Here is a 19,824-nt window from a genome sequence, read left to right as displayed (position 1 = left end):
GAATATATAACTTATTATAACAATATCCGTATTCAAACGAAACTAAACAATCAGTCACCGATCCAATATCGCCAACTGGCTGTTTAGAAGGTGTTTTCTTACTGTCTCAAAAAGGGCAGTCAGTGCCCAATGGATGAGCTTTTTTTAACGTTTCTTTGCGTATACGCATATATGTATATATGTAATTTTTGTTGCTATGTAAGTGTTTAACGTTATCCTCTAATGCGTACTAATGTTTCTTTAAGTGGGTGTTCTTGTCCTAGAAACATCGCATAATACTCCCCATCTGAATAAGCTACGTGTGTATAGATCCACTCTTGACCTTCATCAGCTGCAACGAGCAATTCGATTGGTGAACCCCTTCGTAAATATTCCCCACTCGCAAATTCATAGTAACCCTCTTTGTTCATTTGTAGAAACCCTTGAACGGTTATTTCTTTTGAAAGATACGATAATTTGAAATTCAAATCGTCCACTAAATTGATAATATCTTGAAGTTGCCCGAATAAGAATTTTTCATCTAAATCACTTTCATCAATTACAATATTTTCACCATCACCTCCGACTAAGTTTAAAATGTCATTCATATCGCTTTTTAATGTATGTAGCTGCTTCAATACCTGTTTTACATTCGTCACTTGGTTCATCTCCTTTCATCTACCATCACCCTACCATATGCAACCGTAATAAGCGACAGAAGAATCAAAAAAGCTCGTATTTTATATCGTATTTATCAAACTTCTCAGGTTAAGAACAAATTAGAAATTATTTAATATTGGTTGCTAGAAATAAATAAGCGTATTATAATCTATTTATCAGTAGTCGTCCAACGCCTAGTTATTCTTTCACAAGAATAATGCGAAACATGGTCGGCCTTTTTTTTATCTAAAATGAGGTGGAAATTACCGTATTTCTTGTAGAAACGTCTTATAGAGGGTATTATGTTCTTCTAACGCTTATGGGTTAGCGAATGTCTTGCAAGAGTGAGTGACTGTTGCATGAACATACAAATTAATAGCGTGTTATAAGTAACTACAGGGCTTTATTTATGACACCACACGAACCTAACCTTTTCGGTTAGGTTATTTTTTTTTGCTTTTTACAATATACTTTTAATTCCATAATTGTTTCTTTTGTTATAATTATTAGATAGATATTTGGAGGTGCTTTGCCAATGGATAAAAAAAGAGAACCATTAAAAGCTTTTATGGACGCAGAAATTGTAGATGATACAAGTGAAAAAGAAGAAAATGTGTATAAGGAAATCAATTTAGTTGTGTTCGATAACGAGTTAGTTCTACAAATGTGGAATCTTGATGTTTTTCCAAAGGATAAAATAAAAAGTACCTCTACCTATCCTATTGATTTAATTGCTGATAATGATGGCGTTTACGAATCAAAAGAAGTTGTATCGAATCTGCTCCCTATCTTTTATCGACTAGAAGATATTGAAATTTTAAAATGCACATTTGTATATTGAGTTAATCAGAATCTACTTTCACAAGTAGGTTCTTTTTTTTAGCGAAGTTAAACCGTCGCTAAGGCGACTAGGATTAATTGTGAAATTTAAAATAATCAAAGGTGGTAATCTTATGTTAATCATTAAAACAGAGCTTTTTGAAAAATTCATGTCACGTTTTGCAGGTGTCGATATGTCAGATAAAAATTATGAAGCAGTTCAATTATCTGTTTTCGATTTAGAACGTTTGGAAAGTAGTTTACGTGACTTTTCTGGTGAGTATTCTGAACAAGAAATATTCGAGGAAGAAATCAAAACGTTTGATTTTGTTAAGAGTCCAGAGGGTGTTTGGTCGCTTGATCATTCCGATTTCCCTGATGATAGTTTTGATTCAACGGTGCTACGAAAGATTGGATATTATGAATTAGATACGTTCAAAATCACGAATTTTAGAGGGCATTATGTTTCAACTATTCATGCTTAATTGAACCAAATCAAATGATGAAGGAGCGAAAGAATCCTTCATCATTCATCATTTTTTCTGTTTCCTTGTCGCTTATGCGACCAGCTGGAACGGTGAATTAAAATATAATCGAAAACGAGGTAATGGACATGACAACTATTCAAACTCAAAATCAAGTATCACCTAAAGAAAATTTTCATTTAATCAAAGATTTTTTATCTAAATTCGCTCAAATTGAAGTGAGTGAAGGTATCTGTTCTGTTATCAATTTAGAACTATTTGACGTAGAACACGCGTATCAGTTGTCGCAATTAGACGCTTATACGAATGACATGATTGTTTCACGTTCGACTTATCGATTTGAATTTACGGCAGATGAAAACGGTATATGGTCCGAATCGGGTGAACTTATTACTGATGAATATTCACTATTCTTCAAACAAGGTGATATACGTTTAATTAGTTGCACATTCACAGGTAGCTCACCTTATAACGGTTGGTAATTTGCCTAGCCTAGAACCTACTTTCACAAGTAGGTTCTTTTTTATTTTCATTATTTGCTAACGCAATAGCTTCATTTTTGAAAACAATTCATCAAGTAAAGGTGGAACGAATATGGAACAAATTAATCAAAACTACACATCAATCATTAATCGTATTTCTCGTGATTTAGGTATCATCGCATCCTACGATAAAGACTTAAACGCTTTAAAAAATTTTCAATCGGAACATCAAAAGATTCGTAAACGTGTCACTGATTTATTTGACCTCGCTTTTAAATCGATTGATAAAAATGAAATTGAAACGGCAGATGATATTGTTTCCTTAACCAGTTACCAAAATATTTATTGCGTTTATTCATTTGAACCGACAATAAAGTATCGTCATTTTTATCGAAATGATTTACCGATTATCGAATCTTTACGTAGCTTATTTGAGCTACTTTGTGATTTGCATTTCATCGAAACGCATCGTAACTTAAATAGCAAAATACAAATTCAACTCGCTAAATCGTATGAACAAATGGCTCACTGCTTCCTTACAATCTATTATGATGGATTCGATAAGTCAGCGACCATTCGGGAACAGGTTGTTCCAGTCGTTCGCAATTTTATTCAATCTGCAAAAGCTAAATATACACTCGTTGATGAATCACCTTTTGCTTAAATTTGAACCCACTTCATTTCTTTAGAGGTGGGTTTTCTTTTTCATTTGTAGCTTTCCCTCGCCCCGAACGCTTACGCGTAAGTTTTAATTTTGAACTACAAATAAAAAAGAAAAAGGAGCATAACCGAATGACTAACACGACATCGAAATTAGAAACTTTACTAACTCGTTCAGCTGAAGATTTGAAAGCGAGAGGGGTTCTAAAGGGACGCAACACATTCGCAGAAAATATCTATTATTTCGAGGAAACGGAACTTACTAATAAACTTAGAGAAGAACCCACTTTGTATTTTCATATCAGTTACCCGACTGAAGAAATGACAAATATCGTACTCGAAGTTGCTCCAGAAATGTATCATCAAACGATTGCTTTGCTAGATCCTTTTGATGAACTATGTCGGTTCCGTTTCATCTATACAGAAGAATTACCATTCTGATTCACCGACCTACTTTAACGAGTAGGTTCTTTTTTATTACGCGTCATTTACGTGCCGCAGCACTCCATTTGACGCTCCGACTTTCACCGAAACCCATTTGTATCAAAATCGTTTCTTTGTTCCAGTTCTTCACCGTTACACAACTAGCACCTTCACCGAAAGCATGGTCGAATTGTTCCGAACTTTCACCGATTTCTGATTCACACATTGCACCGAAAACCGATTCTAACCGTCACGCACTTTCACCGATTTCCGAATTTATCGAGGGCGAACTTTCACCGTTTTGTTTCACCGTATCTGGTCGGAAGCATAACCGAATTTTCATCCGTTTCATACCTGCCTACACACACGCTCACCGAATTCATCATCGTCACATTCACCGAAAGCCCCTTCACCTTCACCGATTTGCACCGAGTTGTCCCTATCCGTTCAGTGGCTTGCTCCTTTGATTTGTCACCGTTCTGCTTTGCTTTGACCTAAATATGTAGGGGGTGTAGTTAAAGAGCATAAGGGGGTGTACCGTATCGCCCGAATTTCTGTCTAAAAATTGGTTTCATTGAATCGCTTATAAATGCTTATCTAATAAGGGGTTTCACCGATTTTGAATTTTGAAATCCCCATCACGAGCAGTAACGGGTTTGGAACTAAAATTTGCGTCCGAAAATGGTATCGAAAAGTCAAAAAATTACCTGTTTTTTTCGTGAAAGCTACATAAAGGGGCTTTGAATCGAGGAAAGCCCCTTTTTGAACCTAAAAAAGCTCCCCAATATATTTACGAAAGCCCCTCTCTATTCCAGGTTGGCACGAATCGGTTAGAAAAGCTGAAAGCCCCCTTTGGGTTGAGCTAAATGTATCTGCCGAATTAACGTGAAGAAGGGTGATTTGCAACATACCTCTACTCGTTTTTTCACAAAAAAAGAAGGCTTAACAGATTCGTTAAACCTTCATTTCTCTATTTTAAGCAACTCGTTAAAACTGTAAAATCGTCATTTAAGCAATTCGTTAAAACGTAAAAATTACTCATTTACGCTATCGAAATTTAGACTATCTTGCATCGGGTTTTCTACTTTTTCGTCTGGGTTTAGCGTTTCATTTTCAACAATTCCAGTGATTAATTGTGATAAAACATTCACATCACCATTCGCTTTTTCAAGTAAAGGTGCTAATACTAAGTCCATTTTTTCTTTATATGCAATGTCACGTTGCTCGTTTAATTTGCTGACAATACGCTTCAATGTATCTTCAAACGTGCGACGCTCTGGTTCGTATTCTAACTCCCTACCAACAATATCACCGAACTCTACTGGACGCTCGTCTACTGTTTTTTCTAAGTCGCTCGCTAACTTATTTAATCTTTCAAACGTTACTTTTTTTGAATTTCTCTTTGACATATTGTTTCCCTCTTTCGTGTGAATTTATTTTTTGTTTTGTCCCATAATCGAGAATCGATCTCCTGTACTAAGTGAACTTGTTTTGTTTTGTCGCTCAACCGAACGCTGATTTTTTAATAATTTGTTCGCTTGATTTATATAATTATCACGTTTTAACGTGTTCACTTCTTCGTACATACGCTTTGTATTTTCCCATGTATCTTGTGCATTTGTTTTACCTTCGATTTGATTTATGTCATCACTTGCCAACGAACCATCATCACGTTCGAGCGTATCTTGAATACGTTCAGTAGAACCAAATTCATTTGTAAATTCGCTCTCGCTTTCTTCTGAAGGTTTTATTTTGTCGCTTTTATTGATTAGTCCAGTTAATAAATTACCGTCTAAATTAACATTAGGAGCGTTCATAGGTTTCCAATCATCCCCCATATAAGAAGGGTGTTCTGGTATTTTATAACCAGCAATTTTTAAACGATTTTCATATTCTGCAATCTTTTCTTCTAACGTTTTAATCTTCGAGCGATTCGATTTAATCACTTCTTGAATCTTCTTCACATCATCATTTGCGAATAAAGTTGAGTATAAAATTTCGGGTGATATGTTTGAATCGTTTAGTAATTTTGAACGTGTAACATTCTTAGCAGCAGGGTTAGCAACTACATAAATTAAATCGTACATTTTAGCTGCTTCGTTTAATCCAGCTCTTGAACCATCTAAGTTTTTTGCTTGTAGATCCGATTCATTCACCAGTAATTTATCGTTTCTAAGGTATAACTGAACTGCTTCTGAATTAATTTTAGGTGAGCCATTAATCACAAAAGCTCCACGACCTGTTTCACCAAATAACACAAGCTGTAAGTTCGGTGCGTAACTAATTTTGTCACCTGTACTCCCGATAAATGTGTAATAAAGTTCAGCATCCGTTGTTAAATTCTCCATACTTGAAACCTCGAATGGAATAAAAGCTGTCTTTTCATTTTCGCTAATATAGGGTTTTGTTGTCGTTAAAGAAGCTCCTGTTTTCGAGAAACTTACAGAAGAACCGATTGGTGAAATCGCTTGTAACTTCTCGTTTTGGACTTGCACACCATGATACACACTGTAACTTCCACCGATAACAAAAATCCCGATTGCAACTAAATACGTCCGTATTAATCGCTCCATTTTCCGATGACGGAAGTTACTTTTCTGTCGTTTAAATTTTATTAAAAGCTTTTCTTTCCAGTTGTTTTGTTCTTCAAAAACCGTTTTTTTCTGATTCTTTTTGTTCCCAAGTGCTGATTTTTTCTGATTCCTTGATACGCTCAAATAGTAACCTACTCTCTTTGTTAAGAATTAAAAAAACCCTTTCGGTAAACTTGATATTAAAGCAATTATAAATAAAAAACAACCATTTATTCTACGTTTTTTTATTTAACTTCCTTTAAATAAAGGGTTATTTATGTTATTTTATTAAAGTTAAAACTATATTATTTGTTTGCAGAGTTCGGAATGTTATTTTACGCTTATGCGTCAGTTTTTGGATTGCAAAATAAAAAAATAGGCGCTGCTTATGCAACGCCCTCTAAATTTCAAAAATGAAATTTGAGAAGAAAATGAAAGGAGATTTACGATGAATAGCAAACCACAACTTAACCTATATGACGCAAAAGATTGTTTTTATGATGTCGTAATAGATGAAAATTTATTTTTAATTACACAGTATTTCCCTAAACAAAATTGCGTAATCGTATCTTATTTAGATGAACAAAAGATTTTAAAAGGTGCAAATGAATTACAAATGGTTCGCCAAAAGATTCAAGAAACGTATGCAGAAATTGAAGGGTTAATTGTTCGATTCGAGAATTTACAAAAACCGAAAACCGTCACAGACGATAAAGGTGAAATCGAAGGAACACTTATTACTTTTATTAAACGCTATCGTATGGCGACTAAAGAAAACTTCTTAAATGCAGAAGTACAATCAATGAATGGCTACTATCCAGTAAAAGACACAGACTACAATTTTCATCCAAATGATTTCGGACGAATGTTTAATTACGGTTCAAAAGATTATGCCTTAACAGTTTTAGCTTACTTTTGTAATCGCCTATCTATCAATTTGTTAAATCAAACGATTCAAGAAAATGGCAAACTCGTTTCAAATGATCTGCTCCGCAGCAAATTTGAAAGTGGTCTGATTGATATGAATGATTTAGCCTTACCTACTACAAAAGAGATAAAACAATTTAGCAATGAACTAACGAAATTAGATTATATGCCGAGTAAACTTTGGCAAACGGACGCTGATATTATTCGCAAAGGGTGGTTATTAACGAATCGTTTTATTGATGTAGCTCGCTTAAATGAAAAACAATCACGTACACCTTTGAATCGTTTAGTCGCTCAATTAGGACTAAATATCAATGCAAATACTATCTTTGTTGGCACATCGTTAGAAAACATTAACGATGTGGCCAACGTAATCCTCGCAAGTATTGAAAACAATTTACACACACTTACTTTGTTCCAACACCCCGTCTATCAAAGTAATTATAAAATTAAAATGAATCTATTGAAGAACTATCCAGTAACGATTTATGAACCAAAAGAGGGTTCAAGTATTGAAGCAAACGTGCAACCGAACTCTGTAAAATCAGACCGTTTAACAGTCGATAGTACATCGTCTAAGCTCGTTTCTGCTATCATCGCCCCTTATAAGAAATTAACAGATAAACCCGCAGTATCGCTTATGTATCCATCAGAAAAGGTAGCAAATGAATTAGGTATCGAACCTTTTGATGTACTCGAAGATTCAATGGCGTGGGCGATTGAGAATATCCCAAACGGTCAACAAGCGTTCCAACCGATTTACGATTTTTATTCAGCTATACGCGGTTGTAACGTCAATGATGAACTTGTAAATGACTATCCGAAAATTAATCTAAAGGCTCACCAATTACAACATAATACAAACTGGTTCTATCGTTTAAATGAAGTTGATCCACAAACAAATGAAGCGAAAATGTCCTCTTGTATGGTTTCTTTTTCAGTTGGTGGCATACATGGACAAGAGATTAACATGGACGTATTAGAATCAACTTTGCAAAAACACGAGTCTATTAATAACGTCATTCACCAACTCAATAGTATGAATCAGCAGCAAATTGCTTTAATCTATCGTGAAAATCCAACGGTCAACATATTTACAAATAAAGAAATTCGTAAGCTAATACTTGCTGATGTGACCTATAAAGAAGCTCCGATGGCAATTCGTACATTTATCAATAGTGACGCAGATATACGCAATCCCGCTTCCGTACAATGGTTAAAACTAGATGAACCGAGTGAAGAATTACCATATGAAGAATATCGTGTACAGAAAGCCTTTTACGATAAACTCCAAGAGCTTGCTTACGAAAGTGCTTATGAAAAATATCGTGAAAATGGAACGGTGCTGGTACTTCAACGTGTAGAACAAGCTGAACGCTATCAAATTGAGTTACTTCCACACGCTTTTGAATATAAAGACGTAAGTGTAGCATCGTTTGTTAAAAAGGTAGCGGAGCAGTATATTGTCACTCCCCTATTAACAACTAATATAGAAGAAATTTTATTTACAAAGGATAAAACAGGCTACAAATTACGGAAAGAATTTCGTTTTGTATCGGATAGTTCCGTTCAACATCAAGATTTTAAAAGCTATTATGCCACTTTAATGTCACGATTAAGCACATTTGATACAGACGCTTATCATCCGTATCAAGACATTATTCAAAATAAGCTAAATGCTGAACGATCTATCGAAGTAGCCATCGAACAAGGCAATATTTCTATCTTGGAAGAATTAAATTTAGAGCGTGAATCATACAAATTATTATTGAACGCTGCTTCTGGTGAAGCAGATACAAAAAATGCGTCCAATATCCGTAAAAACAATGAAATTTTATCTATGCGAATCATCGGACAATTGCTTTCGTGGAGAATCGGACAGGCTTTAACGCTACATGGAGCTAAAGTCGTTTCGACGAATACAGATGGTCTGTACACATCGAATATCAGTGAGGACTTGAATCGAAGTGTTTTAGAGCAAGTGCTGAAATCACTTCATATTGATATTGAACCTGAAACGATTGACCGTTTTATCTCGAAAGACTCGAATAATCGATTAGAAATTCAGAGTGGCGATATTGTTGAAGCGAAAGGTAGCGATTTATCAAGCTATCAAGGTGCGTCTGTTACCCGAAATACGAGCCTACCAACGGTAATTGACACAGTAGTCGCTAAATACTTAGCTGAACAACCGAACGCGTCTAATGAAGCGTTTGATGAAGAATACGCTCGTACTTTATTTGAGCGTATTTTAGCTGAAAATGATGAATCTACAATACTTCATATGTTCCAATGGATAGTCAATGGCAATCCTAAATTAGAGCGCTATCCCTATACTTATAAGGTTCAGAGATTAGGTAGCTCATGGCATATTGTCGAAGGTTCAGAGAAATTGCTACAACAAACGAATCGTGTGTATCTTGTAAAATCGGGTTCAACTTCCGATGTTATCGCACTTGCGACACTTAAATATAAGAAACAACCACAAAGTCAAAGTAGTCGAGCCGTTGAATCACTTTTGAAAAATGCGGGTTATCCTGTAGAAACAAGAGGTCAACAAGAAGTTAGCTCATTAAAAATAGATCGTATGCCAGAAAATCAGTCCGTAATGATTGATAATCAATCAGTTTTCCATACGAATAAAGCACAACAAATCATTAAAAGTTTAGATATTAACAGTTATTTAGAGCTGGTTCGACAAAGAATTGAAAAATCTTGGTTAAACCACTCGTAGCTGGTTTAAGGAGTTTGTTATATGAATTCAGTAATCGAAATGGAACTAATTAATCCCGATGTATCAAACGAACGAAATAAATTATTATGCTTTGAAAAGAATCAAAATGAATCAAATCGCTTCAAAAATAACATTAAGCGTGGTTCAGCAAATCTTGTGAAATGCACTGTTACCAAAGACTTTATCCGTTTAGGTACAAATTTTGAATGGACGTATTATCACGTACACAAAATGATAAAACCTTCACCGAAATTCTTGTTAATCGAATATACGAATTTTGAATACGATGAACCAGCAGCCAAAATGTTGAGCGAAACCGAATTAGTTGAATTTCTCGAAACAAAGCGTTGCGGAATGGATATAAAGCGAATTAAACGACTAAATTAAAATAGAAAGGCGTGGTGTATATGCTAAGGAAATATTTTAAAGGTGTAAAAAATTACAGACTTTCCGAACAAGAAAGCCCTCTCTCTTTTTATTTTATTGTTGCAGTTTTCGTTGTTAAGTGATACAACAAATACATGAATGAATACAGAAAAACAAACACAACCGTTTCATTATTAAATTATCATTTTGTGTTCTGTCCTCGGTACAGAAGAAAGATTTTTCTACAAGCCGAAGTAGAACAACGCTTCAAAGCGTTAGTACATGAAGTGTGTGAAGAACTACAAATACAAATTGTTGCTCTTGAATGCGATAAAGACCATACGCACATGTTTCTCAACGCACTCCCATCATTAAGCCCTGCGGATATGATGGCAAAAATAAAAGGAGTGACATCTAAAAAAATGCGTGAAGAGTTTCCACACCTTCGACATTTATCAAGTTTGTGGACACGCTCATACTTCGTTTCTACCGCAGGAAATGTATCAAGCGAAACGATCAAGCGTTATGTTGAACAACAAAAAACAAGGGGGTGAATCCTATGCGAAAAACAACACCAAGCTATATAGTCACGTTGCGTTTAAAAACAGAAGTTTTTCAAGAAGATACATTAAATAAACGTTTCGAATTATCTCGCAAATTGTATAATGCGTGCGTTAATGAACTGTACAAACGTTATCGAACGCTTCAACAATCGAAGTCCTACAAAAAAGCACGAAAAATGAAAAAAGGGAAGGCGAAAAATGATGCTTTTTCAGCGTTATATAAGCAGTTTGGGTTGTTTGAGTATTCGATTCACGCTTTCTTAAAGCCAATGACACAAAAATTCAAACAAAATATAGACGCCCAATCTGGGCAAAAAATCGGCACTAGAGCCTTTTTAGCTTTTAAAAAAGTGATGTTCGGTGACGCGAAAAAAGTGTATTTTAAACGGTATGGCGAAATGGAATCAGTTGAGGGGAAATCGAATAAAGCAGGTATTCGATTCATTGACCATACGATTGTTTGGAAAGGTCTTTCGATTCCTGTTATCGTAAAAAAACAAGATGCCTATGTACACTTAGCTCTCCGAGATAAAGTAAAGTACGTCCGAATTAAACGAGAGTTTCTAAAAGGGAAATATATATATTATGCACAACTTGTATTAGAAGGAATACCACCACACGCTTATAATTCAGATGGTTTAAAGCAACAAGTTGGAGTAGGGCGTGTAGGAATAGACATTGGTACGTCTACTATCGCAACTTGTTCGGAAAAGAAAGTCCTTTTAACAGAGTTAGCCCCTCGTGTCGTGAATTATGAAGCGGAAATCCAACGGATTCAGCGGAAAATGGATAGAAGTAAACGGACGCAAAACCCGTCTAAATATAATGACGATGGTACAATTAATCGTCATTATCGAGAAAGGTGGGTGTATTCTAAACGGTATATCCAACTTAGGAATAGATATCGAGAACTACACCGTAAAAATCGAATGGTACGAAAACAAGACCATGAAACCTTGTCGAATGAATTATTAGCAATGGGTGATTTGTTTTTTGTGGAAACAATGTCCTTTAAAGGGCTTCAAAAACGAAGTAAAAAGACCGAGAAAAATAAGCATGGACGATTTAAAAAGAAGAAAAGGTTCGGCAGAACCCTTTCTAATCGTGCCCCTTCTATGTTGTTGAATTATTTAGAGCGTAAATTAAAATATAATGGTTTGGAATTAAATAAAGTAGATACAGCAAAAGTAAAAGCAAGTCAGTACAATCATTTCGATGATACGTATACGAAAAAAACGTTAAGTACCCGTTGGAACGATTTCAACGGAATACGTATTCAGCGTGACTTATACTCCGCGTTCCTGTTAATGTCTATCGTAAAAGACGATGAATTAGATAAAATAGACCGAGATTTCTGTTTCAAAACCTTCGGTTCATTCCGAAAATTGCATGATCGTGTCATGCAAACACTAAAAACCAAAACCCGTACACTTCAAAGTATGGGTGTTTAAATAGTTAAAAACGGTTTAGGCATGAGCCGATACGAACGCTAATGATGGCAATGGTCGTCTTGTTCGTCAAAGTCTAAAGGAAATAAGATAGTGCTTTTATGATGTACCCACCCTGTCTTTTAGGGTGACGGGAGAGTAAAGGAGAAATCTTTTGTACTTTAGAACCCCACTCATTTATGGGTGGGAGTGTCAGACTGCTTCCTTCGTTATTTTTGCTATCTATCTACTAAGGAGATTGTGGAAATCTAATAAGCACTATAAAGATTGTTCTAATTATTATACGAAAAAAATGCGTATTCGTTTGGCATATGGAATAGAAATCTTCTTTTATTTCATTATTCCGTTAGGCATCACATTTAAGTTTCTAATTTATAACATTTGGATTAGATAATTACAATTCAAATAGCCGATAAGGTAGCTGATTCACAGGCACCTTATCGGCTATTTTTTTATCGGAAGTTCATTTTAAACGTAATCTTTGCAAACAATATGTTTGCAGAGTTTCCTTTTTGTTAATAAAAATGATAACTATTCATTCTAATGAAATGATGATACAATTCATTTTATAGATAAAAACACACATTTATTCTATGTTTTTTATTTTAAATATTTTAAATAATTAATAGAAAGGGTTTTTTGCGTGGAGAATAATCCAAATGCTGAAAAAAGAAGTCTAACCCCAATTAATAATGACGCTTTTAATGAATCGCCTATTATTCGTTTTATGGCGGAGATTCCTCGTTGGACGATTTCTACTAAAGACAAAGTTCCAGTTAGTGTGCCAGCGTTAAAAGAACAACGTGTTGAATCATGGAAACCCGCCTTTCCAGGTGATATTAGTAGCTTAACTACATTAAGTGACATCAACGAAATGAAAGAGCTTGAAAATGCGAATCGTACATTTCGTTTTGACGGTAATCGTGATGAAAAACATCCGATTATTTGCATTGATGTTGAGAAAACTGCTGAAGAACATATCGTACAAGAGTTTATGAAACTACCCGTTCATTATCGGGAGTATTCAAAATCGGGTGGTTTTCACCTGTTACTACAAGTACCGAAGTTTTGTATTAATGAAGAACATCGCTACTTATTTGATTTAACTGTATTGCAATCAGAGGACCGAAGTTTTGAGGTTATTTTTAATCGTCACTTCTGTACGTTCACCAAAAAAGTGATTGATACAAGAATTCCGAATCTACTTAATCCAAAATCGAATGATTGTCAGATGATTCGTGACTTCTTAACATACCTTGTCGAGATTGATAAAGAATCAGCAGTTAAGCGTGAATTGAAAAATAAAGCGAAAGCTGAATTAGGTGATTTATCTGAATCGACATTAGATGAATCGCAACTGAACACACTTTTAGCGTTAATACCAAAGCCCGCTATTAAACGTGCAAAAGATTTAACGTTAGAGCAATATCATCATAATCATAGCCAGTATGAATATAACGTGGCTTTCCAACTAGCAGGTGGCTTAATGTATGGCATTGGACGAGCGAAGAATAAAGACATTGAACCGAAAATCGGGAAACCGTTAGAGGAAATTACGCTTATGGATATGTCATCTGTTCTCTATAGTTATATGGATCAATTGATTACTTATCGTGCCAAACATGAAGAACATCGAAACGGTTTGAAGTGGCTTCACTATATTGCATTAGAAGCGATGATGTATGTAAAGCAAACGTATAAACAAAAGGAAAAAAAGGCAGTTCCGTTAAATCTGTAACAGAGGGAGTGCGGCAAGGCATATGCCTTGCGAGTTTCCTTTTTGCAACAAAATAAAAAGCAATAGGAGTGTTTGAAATGAATCAAAACAACAATCAAATGAATAAACCAATCGGTGTGAAAAACGCTGGATTTACAGGTGGCGAAACAGCCATTATTACGGGTGAATTAGTATTTTCATCTATTATTACACCAACTAAGAAATTTACAGAGGGTTCTAAATTTGAATCATACGATTCATACGGCTTAATTTTAAGTAATCCTTCATTCCAGTCAGATTCACAAGCAATGTTAAGTTTCTTAAATAGCAATATGTATCAATCAAAATACAATACAAATGCGATTACACTTAGCCAATCTACTCAAACTGGTGTCATTAAAGTTTATGACAAAAACATCCGTAGAGCGTCTGGTATCGAATTAGAGCATGAATTAGGTCGTCAACAAGTATCTGTATTCATTGAAATTTACTACTCAACTAAATTTGCTACACCTGCATTAGCAGTTCGTGGTGTGTTAATTGAAGATGAAATGAATATCAACTACTTAATGCAACATAATTATCTAGCAGCCTTTGGCTTAGAGGCGAACCCGAACCCACCAGAATTACCGAATCGCTCGCAAGCTGTTGAAACATTTAACCAAAATAACGGACAAAATAATTCGTTTAATATGCAACAAAATATGAATCAGCAGAACAATCAAGGGTTAGATTTTGGAGCGAATAATCAACAAAACAATATGCAACAGAATAATATGCAACAAAATAATCAAGGGTTAGATTTTGGAACGAATAATCAACAAAATTTGAACCAACAAGCTCAAAATAATGAACCGTTTCATAATCAAAACCCACAAGATTCAGTAGATGAAAACCCATTTGCATAACTTTAAAAGACTGAGCTTTATATGGCCCAGTCTTTTTTTATAAAGAGAGAGAGGAAAATTAAAATGAACACACATAAATGGAAAGGTGAACTATCAGCATTTATTAATACAAGACAACGATTTATCGGTTTGATTCAATCGGTTAAATCAAAAGGCAGCCAAATGTCTGAAATCACATTTGTATCAGTATTACTTCCTTATAAAGAGGTTGAATTAGAAGAAATTAAGGTACGTCTGAAAACAAATATCTTGAATGGTCGTAACCTACAAGTCGGTCAAGTATGTAACTTCACCGCAGATATTTTAATAAATAACAATTTAAAGCGCTCGGTTTGGGACGATGATTATAAACCCGAAATGTATATTGATGGTATCAAATTTCATTCAATCCAAGTTGATCCTTACGCGTATAAAGAATTCCGTATCGAAAACTTATCGAAATACTGTATAAAATCACTGAAAGAATTTGTAGCTGCTTCAAGACAAGAAGCGTTACTCGATAATTATATTTACGAAGCAGAGTGCTTCCCTAATATCGGTGGAAAAAGAGAGCGTTACATTAATTCATTGTATATAGCTAAATAAAGACTTACAATTTGAATGAATGGTAATTAGAAGAATATTTAAGGGGGTAATCCACATATCAAACTATAAAGAATATGAAAATTTACTATTAAAAAAATATGATGAAGTTATAGAATTTTTACTTAGAAAATACGGATCAGTTAAAGATGATTATTTTCGAGAGAAATCATATCAAAGGTTTATGAATGGCGAAATTAAAAACATTACAAAAGGTAAATATTCAAGAACAGAAGATGGATTATACTGTCACCACATAGAGGAGATTAAAGAACTTAATATAGGAAATTCTGAATTTATTAAAGAAAATAAAATTCCATATGAGTATCAAAAAAGAGACAACCTTGTTTATTGTGATTTAATCGAACATACTATTTTACACGTTCTGATTGCAAAAGAATCTTCTAGTGAGTATGGATACATTGGATATGAAGTGTTTTTAAAGCCAATACTTGAAGAATGGTATATCGAGGAACAAATACCACAGCCTAATTGGATGAAACTTTGTTATACAAAAGCTTTTCTAACACCTGAAGAAACTGTAAGTATTATAAAGGGTATGGAAAATCTTTTAGGTAATAGCTATTACGATACACGTTGTGCTTATTTTGAAGCAAAACAGAAAAGATTAGACGATGAAAAAGAACGTAAACTAAAAATCAAACAAGAAAGAGAAGCATATACTAAAGAATATGCAGAAAAACAAAGGAAACAGTTTGAAAAAAGTGAACGAGAAAAACACATACTTTTTAATCAGAAATATCCAAAATTCAAAAATTTAGGAATAACGGTATATACTCCAAGAGCAAAAATAATTAATCATTTATATGATTATAAATATAACGAACAATATAAAAATAAAAAGCAATTTGATTCAGCTATGAAATCATTTATAAAAGAAGAACTAATGGACGAATTACATGAAAACATGGGTTTTAAAGATTAGTTTTGCTACTGCTTGATTTGTATGGGTACTTATATTTCAATTAAAAACCAGTTTCTATTTCAGTTCTCTATAAAAGATGCCAACTAACGTTGGAGTTTTGTATATGCAGTTCAGTTCTTTGAACTTTATGAAAAAATAGCGGAAACGCAATACAAAACAGAAAGTAGGAAACAAACATGACACAACGTTTAACATTCAATCAATTAACACCTTTCGTAACAGCCGATTTAGAAAGTGGCTTAACACCAGCGTTGTTAGGACCCCCTGGTATCGGTAAATCTGAATTTTTAAAAGCAATTGCAACGGAATTAGGAACGAAAGTGTTTATTCTAGCCGTCAATCAGTTAGCAGACGCATCCGATTTAACAGGTGTACGTCCAGTTAAGAATGACGATGGCACATTTAAACAAGTGACATTCCCTCATGCGACACTTCAATCAGCTATCGCATATGCTGAAGCCAATCCCGATGAAAACCCAATTATTTTCCTCGATGAGTTCAATCGTGCTCCAGTAGACGTTACAAGTGCGTGTTTCACATTTATTACTGACCGTACAATCGGTACTGATAAATTCCCTAGTAATATTCGATTTGTTGTAGCGGGTAACGATCAAGGTAACGTAACAACAATTGACGGTGCTTCAATCACTCGTATCATTGCATATCGTGCAACACCCGATATTGAAACATTCTTAAACGTACAGAATGAATTGAACCCTTACATCAAAGACGTTTTAACTGCTTATCCAGAATACCTTTGCGAAGAAGGTCTGGAATCAAGTGAAGTTCTCGAATCAGATGATGATGATGATTCTGATGACGATGATTTTGAAGTATCATTCGGAAACGAAGATGAAGAACAATTTAAGCAAGCAACTGTACCACGTACCATTTCAAATCTTAGCAAATGGTTAAACATTGTTGGTTTAACAGGTACATTAGATGATAAAGAATTGAATTTCTTAAAAATGAATATTAATCTAATGCAAGCAACAAGTGATGATTCTCCCCTACTATCAGCATTAATTGCACATACTGGTCGTACACGCTTCACAAACGAATTGTATATTGCAATTGAAAAGAAATATCGTGATTCATTTGCGAATGTAGGTAGTGTCAATCCGAATACCTTACCAAGTTTCACGAAACATCGTCCAGACCAAGCTCTTATCGATCAGTTAAATGATGTGCATACGGCAGACGAAATCGAAGATGTTTTGAAAGCAGCGAATGTAAACGAATCTATATTACTTTGGGCTTTAACAAGTGATTTCAAGAAAGCAATTAATGGTTCGGGTAAACGTAACGTAATCGCGACAACACTATTCTCATTAAATCCAACGATGGCTCAAACAACGAAACAAGCTATGTTATTAGAAATTGGTGGTTCGACATTAGATAAACCAATGTTAGAGCATTTGAAAACAGTTGGAACCGATTCAAGTAATCACATTGTCGATGTTTTAAAATTAGTCGGCACGATTAATTAATAAGTAAATACAAAAAGAGTGGCTATAGGAATTTTTCCTACGGCCACTCTTTTTTATGCTAAAACCGATTAATAAACACCTAAAAATAAAGGGTTAAATAATCAGAATATTGAAACGAAGTGACGTTTTAATTAGGTAACAAGGTATTTATGTGATTGAATCGGTTCGTCTAAGGACGTAGTTAAATAAATGTAACTACAAATAAAAATGAAAGAGGGTTTTAGTATGACTTTACGCATTACGAATCAGAAAACCATCACTTATCCAGAAAAAGAAAATTTAATTGATTTCCCTTTCGACAAAAACGGTAGCGAATATATCGAAGCCGTACAAGAGCATTTTCAATCTCGTTTTGTGAATCCTTTATTTGAATCAATTAATCAACGCGAAGTGAAAATTGAATCAGTAGATGACAAAGGAAAAGCAACGCCAATTGAACGAGATGAAATTATTAAAGCCATTGATTTTGAAAGTGCTGCATCGACTTTCCATTTTGAACTCCAAGAGGAACTAAATGAAATTTATTTAGAATCATCAGCTCACCATATACGTTCAGAAGTGGCTTACTCGCAACAAGGATTGGTTCAATTATTCGCTAGACACAATTTACCGCTACCATCGAGTACAATCGTCTATCGCCCTTATATGGACGTTATCCCTCATGCACAGAAAAGTTTAGTCGATTGGCAACCAAACATCGAATTATTTAGTACAGGAATCGCTTCAGTTATTGGCTTTTCACGATTACATGATAATCATTTATTTGTACATTGTCGTGATTCTGATGTGTACGAAAAAATGGTAGACCAAATATTAGCTGAATCGGTAAATGCTCCAGCTAATAAAATGGCATCCATTCAAAAAGTAAAAGAAATCAAAATGAATAACGATTTAACAACTACTTGGGTACTACCTACAAGTGGAGTCAATACGAATGTAGCTGATTATAGCGACTATAGTTTATGGCGATTAGCTGAAAAATTCATACTTGAAGCAGAATCAAAAGAGGAACTATATGTACCGAATTTTAATTTTAACGCGTATAAGACACCGAACTATATTACATTTGTTAATGTAGACGCTCACGCTTCAACGAACGACCAATACATTACAAAAGAATATGAAAAGTTAATTCAAATCATTTATAAATTGAAAGCGATGAAAGGTGTACCAATTAAAAAATTAATTCGTGCCGAAAAAATGGATTTTGATAGCCAATCGAATTCATTAGATCAAGAATTACAGGCTCGTAATGAAAATAAAGATATTACGCGTAGAAGTTTCCGAAAGTTAAACGGTAAAGCCTACTCGCATAAGCAACAAATTAAAATGATTCAACGCATTATTAAAAGGCAGCATCAAGTTACGTTGAGTAAAAATACTTATGTAACCAAACGAGCGACATTTAATCGTGCCAATCGTAGAGAGCCATTTAACTTGAATAAGAAAGGAATTAAAAAGCATACGTCTTATCGTCCAGACATTCATATCTACACAGATACGTCTGGTTCGATTAGCGAGAAACACTATAAGACAAGTGTTTTTAACATTATTCAAATCGCAAAATTAGCGAAAGTGAATATTTATTTCTCTAGTTTTTCGCATATTATTTCTGAACCTGTATTTATCCAAACGAAAGGGCGTAGTGCGGGTGCGATTTATAAAGAAATTATGCAGATCCCGAAAGTTTCGGGCGGAACCGACTTTGAAAATGTATGGAAATCTATCGAAGTGATTAATAAAAAAGAACAGTCACCTCGTACCAACTTCATTATTTCGGATATGGAGTATTACATCCGAAAAGGTCGTATTATGCAACCTGGTACACCACAGGTAGATAACACGTACTACATTCCGATTAATGTTGCCCCAAATGAATATTCATTTGTAAAACGATGTGCCGAACGCTTAATTAAAGGATTAATCCATAACGGACACAAAAATGCTCGAAACTATTTCGTTATGTAAAAGTGTCATAGTAATACAACGGGTTTGCGTATAGACGCAAGCCTTCTTTTTGCTTTAAAGAGATATGATACCCAATACAAAAATAGAGAGAGTG

Annotated in this window: 20 protein-coding genes; 16 read left to right on the top strand and 4 right to left on the bottom strand. The window is 34.6% G+C overall.

Going from position 1 to position 19,824, the window contains the following annotated elements:
* On the top strand, nt 1-87 hold an 87-nt coding region (locus DEX24_RS10675; RefSeq protein WP_146192986.1), incomplete at its 5' end, for an IS3 family transposase.
* Between the two features lie 125 nt (nt 88-212).
* On the opposite strand, the gene DEX24_RS10670 is transcribed toward DEX24_RS10675, so the two are convergent.
* On the bottom strand, nt 213-638 hold the full coding sequence (locus DEX24_RS10670) for a DUF5348 domain-containing protein (RefSeq protein ID WP_109306424.1): 426 nt from the start codon (nt 636-638) through the stop codon (nt 213-215).
* A gap of 536 nt (nt 639-1,174) precedes the next feature.
* Between DEX24_RS10670 and DEX24_RS10665 the strand changes: the two genes are divergently transcribed.
* The 5 genes from DEX24_RS10665 (at nt 1,175) to DEX24_RS10645 (ending at nt 3,526) form a co-directional block, all read left to right on the top strand.
* Nucleotides 1,175-1,480 (top strand): hypothetical protein, encoded by a 306-nt coding sequence (locus DEX24_RS10665; protein WP_109306423.1) that lies wholly within the window; start codon nt 1,175-1,177, stop codon nt 1,478-1,480.
* A gap of 112 nt (nt 1,481-1,592) precedes the next feature.
* Nucleotides 1,593-1,943 carry a hypothetical protein gene (locus tag DEX24_RS10660; protein ID WP_109306422.1) on the top strand — a complete coding sequence of 117 codons (351 nt, stop codon included), beginning with the start codon at nt 1,593-1,595 and terminating at the stop codon, nt 1,941-1,943.
* A 128-nt stretch (nt 1,944-2,071) separates the two neighbouring features.
* The gene (locus DEX24_RS10655) at nt 2,072-2,425 is read left to right on the top strand and encodes a hypothetical protein (protein WP_109306421.1); all 354 of its coding nucleotides are present in this window, start codon (nt 2,072-2,074) and stop codon (nt 2,423-2,425) included.
* A gap of 112 nt (nt 2,426-2,537) precedes the next feature.
* A complete protein-coding gene (locus DEX24_RS10650) occupies nt 2,538-3,089 on the top strand; it encodes a hypothetical protein (RefSeq protein ID WP_109306420.1) in 552 nt (183 codons plus the stop codon).
* 128 nt (nt 3,090-3,217) lie between these two features.
* Nucleotides 3,218-3,526 carry a hypothetical protein gene (locus DEX24_RS10645; protein ID WP_109306419.1) on the top strand — a complete coding sequence of 103 codons (309 nt, stop codon included), beginning with the start codon at nt 3,218-3,220 and terminating at the stop codon, nt 3,524-3,526.
* A gap of 43 nt (nt 3,527-3,569) precedes the next feature.
* Here the strand turns inward: DEX24_RS10645 and DEX24_RS17210 are convergent, their stop codons facing one another.
* The 3 genes from DEX24_RS17210 to DEX24_RS10635 form a co-directional block, all read right to left on the bottom strand.
* A complete protein-coding gene (locus DEX24_RS17210) occupies nt 3,570-3,734 on the bottom strand; it encodes a hypothetical protein (protein ID WP_170112914.1) in 165 nt (54 codons plus the stop codon).
* Between the two features lie 808 nt (nt 3,735-4,542).
* Nucleotides 4,543-4,917 carry a hypothetical protein gene (locus DEX24_RS10640; protein ID WP_109306418.1) on the bottom strand — a complete coding sequence of 125 codons (375 nt, stop codon included), beginning with the start codon at nt 4,915-4,917 and terminating at the stop codon, nt 4,543-4,545.
* 24 nt (nt 4,918-4,941) lie between these two features.
* Nucleotides 4,942-6,225 carry a hypothetical protein gene (locus DEX24_RS10635; protein ID WP_109306417.1) on the bottom strand — a complete coding sequence of 428 codons (1,284 nt, stop codon included), beginning with the start codon at nt 6,223-6,225 and terminating at the stop codon, nt 4,942-4,944.
* 304 nt (nt 6,226-6,529) lie between these two features.
* Here DEX24_RS10635 and DEX24_RS10630 point away from each other — a divergent pair, with 304 nt between their 5' ends.
* The 10 genes from DEX24_RS10630 to DEX24_RS10585 all read left to right on the top strand — a co-directional run bounded on the left by DEX24_RS10630 (nt 6,530) and on the right by DEX24_RS10585 (nt 19,730).
* Nucleotides 6,530-9,742: a hypothetical protein gene (locus DEX24_RS10630; RefSeq protein ID WP_109306416.1), complete on the top strand. Its 3,213-nt coding sequence runs from the start codon at nt 6,530-6,532 to the stop codon at nt 9,740-9,742.
* 21 nt (nt 9,743-9,763) lie between these two features.
* On the top strand, nt 9,764-10,129 hold the full coding sequence (locus DEX24_RS10625) for a hypothetical protein (protein ID WP_109306415.1): 366 nt from the start codon (nt 9,764-9,766) through the stop codon (nt 10,127-10,129).
* 134 nt (nt 10,130-10,263) lie between these two features.
* Complete coding sequence (gene tnpA, locus DEX24_RS10620; protein WP_109306414.1) at nt 10,264-10,662, top strand: IS200/IS605 family transposase; 399 nt, start codon at nt 10,264-10,266, stop codon at nt 10,660-10,662.
* 5 nt (nt 10,663-10,667) lie between these two features.
* A complete protein-coding gene (locus DEX24_RS10615; RefSeq protein WP_109306413.1) occupies nt 10,668-12,122 on the top strand; it encodes a transposase in 1,455 nt (484 codons plus the stop codon).
* Nucleotides 12,123-12,762: 640 nt separating this feature from the next.
* A complete protein-coding gene (locus DEX24_RS10610) occupies nt 12,763-13,857 on the top strand; it encodes a hypothetical protein (RefSeq protein ID WP_109306412.1) in 1,095 nt (364 codons plus the stop codon).
* A gap of 77 nt (nt 13,858-13,934) precedes the next feature.
* Nucleotides 13,935-14,744, top strand: a complete 810-nt coding sequence (locus DEX24_RS10605; RefSeq protein ID WP_109306411.1) for a hypothetical protein — start codon at nt 13,935-13,937, stop codon at nt 14,742-14,744.
* Nucleotides 14,745-14,807: 63 nt separating this feature from the next.
* Entirely contained in the window at nt 14,808-15,329 is a 522-nt protein-coding gene (locus DEX24_RS10600; protein ID WP_109306410.1) for a hypothetical protein, read from the top strand.
* 55 nt (nt 15,330-15,384) lie between these two features.
* On the top strand, nt 15,385-16,272 hold the full coding sequence (locus tag DEX24_RS17375) for an SAV1803-related protein (protein ID WP_487246496.1): 888 nt from the start codon (nt 15,385-15,387) through the stop codon (nt 16,270-16,272).
* Nucleotides 16,273-16,448: 176 nt separating this feature from the next.
* Entirely contained in the window at nt 16,449-17,762 is a 1,314-nt protein-coding gene (locus DEX24_RS10590; RefSeq protein WP_109306409.1) for an ATP-binding protein, read from the top strand.
* A 225-nt stretch (nt 17,763-17,987) separates the two neighbouring features.
* Nucleotides 17,988-19,730, top strand: a complete 1,743-nt coding sequence (locus DEX24_RS10585) for a hypothetical protein (protein ID WP_109306408.1) — start codon at nt 17,988-17,990, stop codon at nt 19,728-19,730.
* Nucleotides 19,731-19,824 lie beyond the last annotated feature (94 nt).

The sequence above is a fragment of the Kurthia sibirica genome (genome assembly GCF_003143975.1).
Lineage (GTDB): Bacteria > Bacillota > Bacilli > Bacillales_A > Planococcaceae > Kurthia > Kurthia sibirica.
The sequence above is the reverse complement of the archived record's forward strand: the minus strand, read 5'-3'. Positions and strand labels throughout refer to the sequence as shown.

Excerpts from the sequence above, each read along its gene's own strand:
- DEX24_RS10605 (WP_109306411.1), top strand. The coding sequence starts at position 13,935 with ATGAATCAAAACAACAATCAAATGAATAAACCAATCGGTGTGAAAAAC.
- DEX24_RS10585 (WP_109306408.1), top strand. The coding sequence starts at position 17,988 with ATGACTTTACGCATTACGAATCAGAAAACCATCACTTATCCAGAAAAA.
- DEX24_RS10600 (WP_109306410.1), top strand. The coding sequence starts at position 14,808 with ATGAACACACATAAATGGAAAGGTGAACTATCAGCATTTATTAATACA.
- DEX24_RS10625 (WP_109306415.1), top strand. The coding sequence starts at position 9,764 with ATGAATTCAGTAATCGAAATGGAACTAATTAATCCCGATGTATCAAAC.
- DEX24_RS10665 (WP_109306423.1), top strand. The coding sequence starts at position 1,175 with ATGGATAAAAAAAGAGAACCATTAAAAGCTTTTATGGACGCAGAAATT.
- DEX24_RS10640 (WP_109306418.1), bottom strand. The coding sequence starts at position 4,917 with ATGTCAAAGAGAAATTCAAAAAAAGTAACGTTTGAAAGATTAAATAAG.
- DEX24_RS10645 (WP_109306419.1), top strand. The coding sequence starts at position 3,218 with ATGACTAACACGACATCGAAATTAGAAACTTTACTAACTCGTTCAGCT.
- DEX24_RS10660 (WP_109306422.1), top strand. The coding sequence starts at position 1,593 with ATGTTAATCATTAAAACAGAGCTTTTTGAAAAATTCATGTCACGTTTT.
- DEX24_RS10615 (WP_109306413.1), top strand. The coding sequence starts at position 10,668 with ATGCGAAAAACAACACCAAGCTATATAGTCACGTTGCGTTTAAAAACA.
- DEX24_RS17210 (WP_170112914.1), bottom strand. The coding sequence starts at position 3,734 with ATGTGTGAATCAGAAATCGGTGAAAGTTCGGAACAATTCGACCATGCT.
- DEX24_RS10590 (WP_109306409.1), top strand. The coding sequence starts at position 16,449 with ATGACACAACGTTTAACATTCAATCAATTAACACCTTTCGTAACAGCC.
- DEX24_RS10630 (WP_109306416.1), top strand. The coding sequence starts at position 6,530 with ATGAATAGCAAACCACAACTTAACCTATATGACGCAAAAGATTGTTTT.
- DEX24_RS10650 (WP_109306420.1), top strand. The coding sequence starts at position 2,538 with ATGGAACAAATTAATCAAAACTACACATCAATCATTAATCGTATTTCT.
- DEX24_RS10655 (WP_109306421.1), top strand. The coding sequence starts at position 2,072 with ATGACAACTATTCAAACTCAAAATCAAGTATCACCTAAAGAAAATTTT.
- tnpA (WP_109306414.1), top strand. The coding sequence starts at position 10,264 with ATGAATGAATACAGAAAAACAAACACAACCGTTTCATTATTAAATTAT.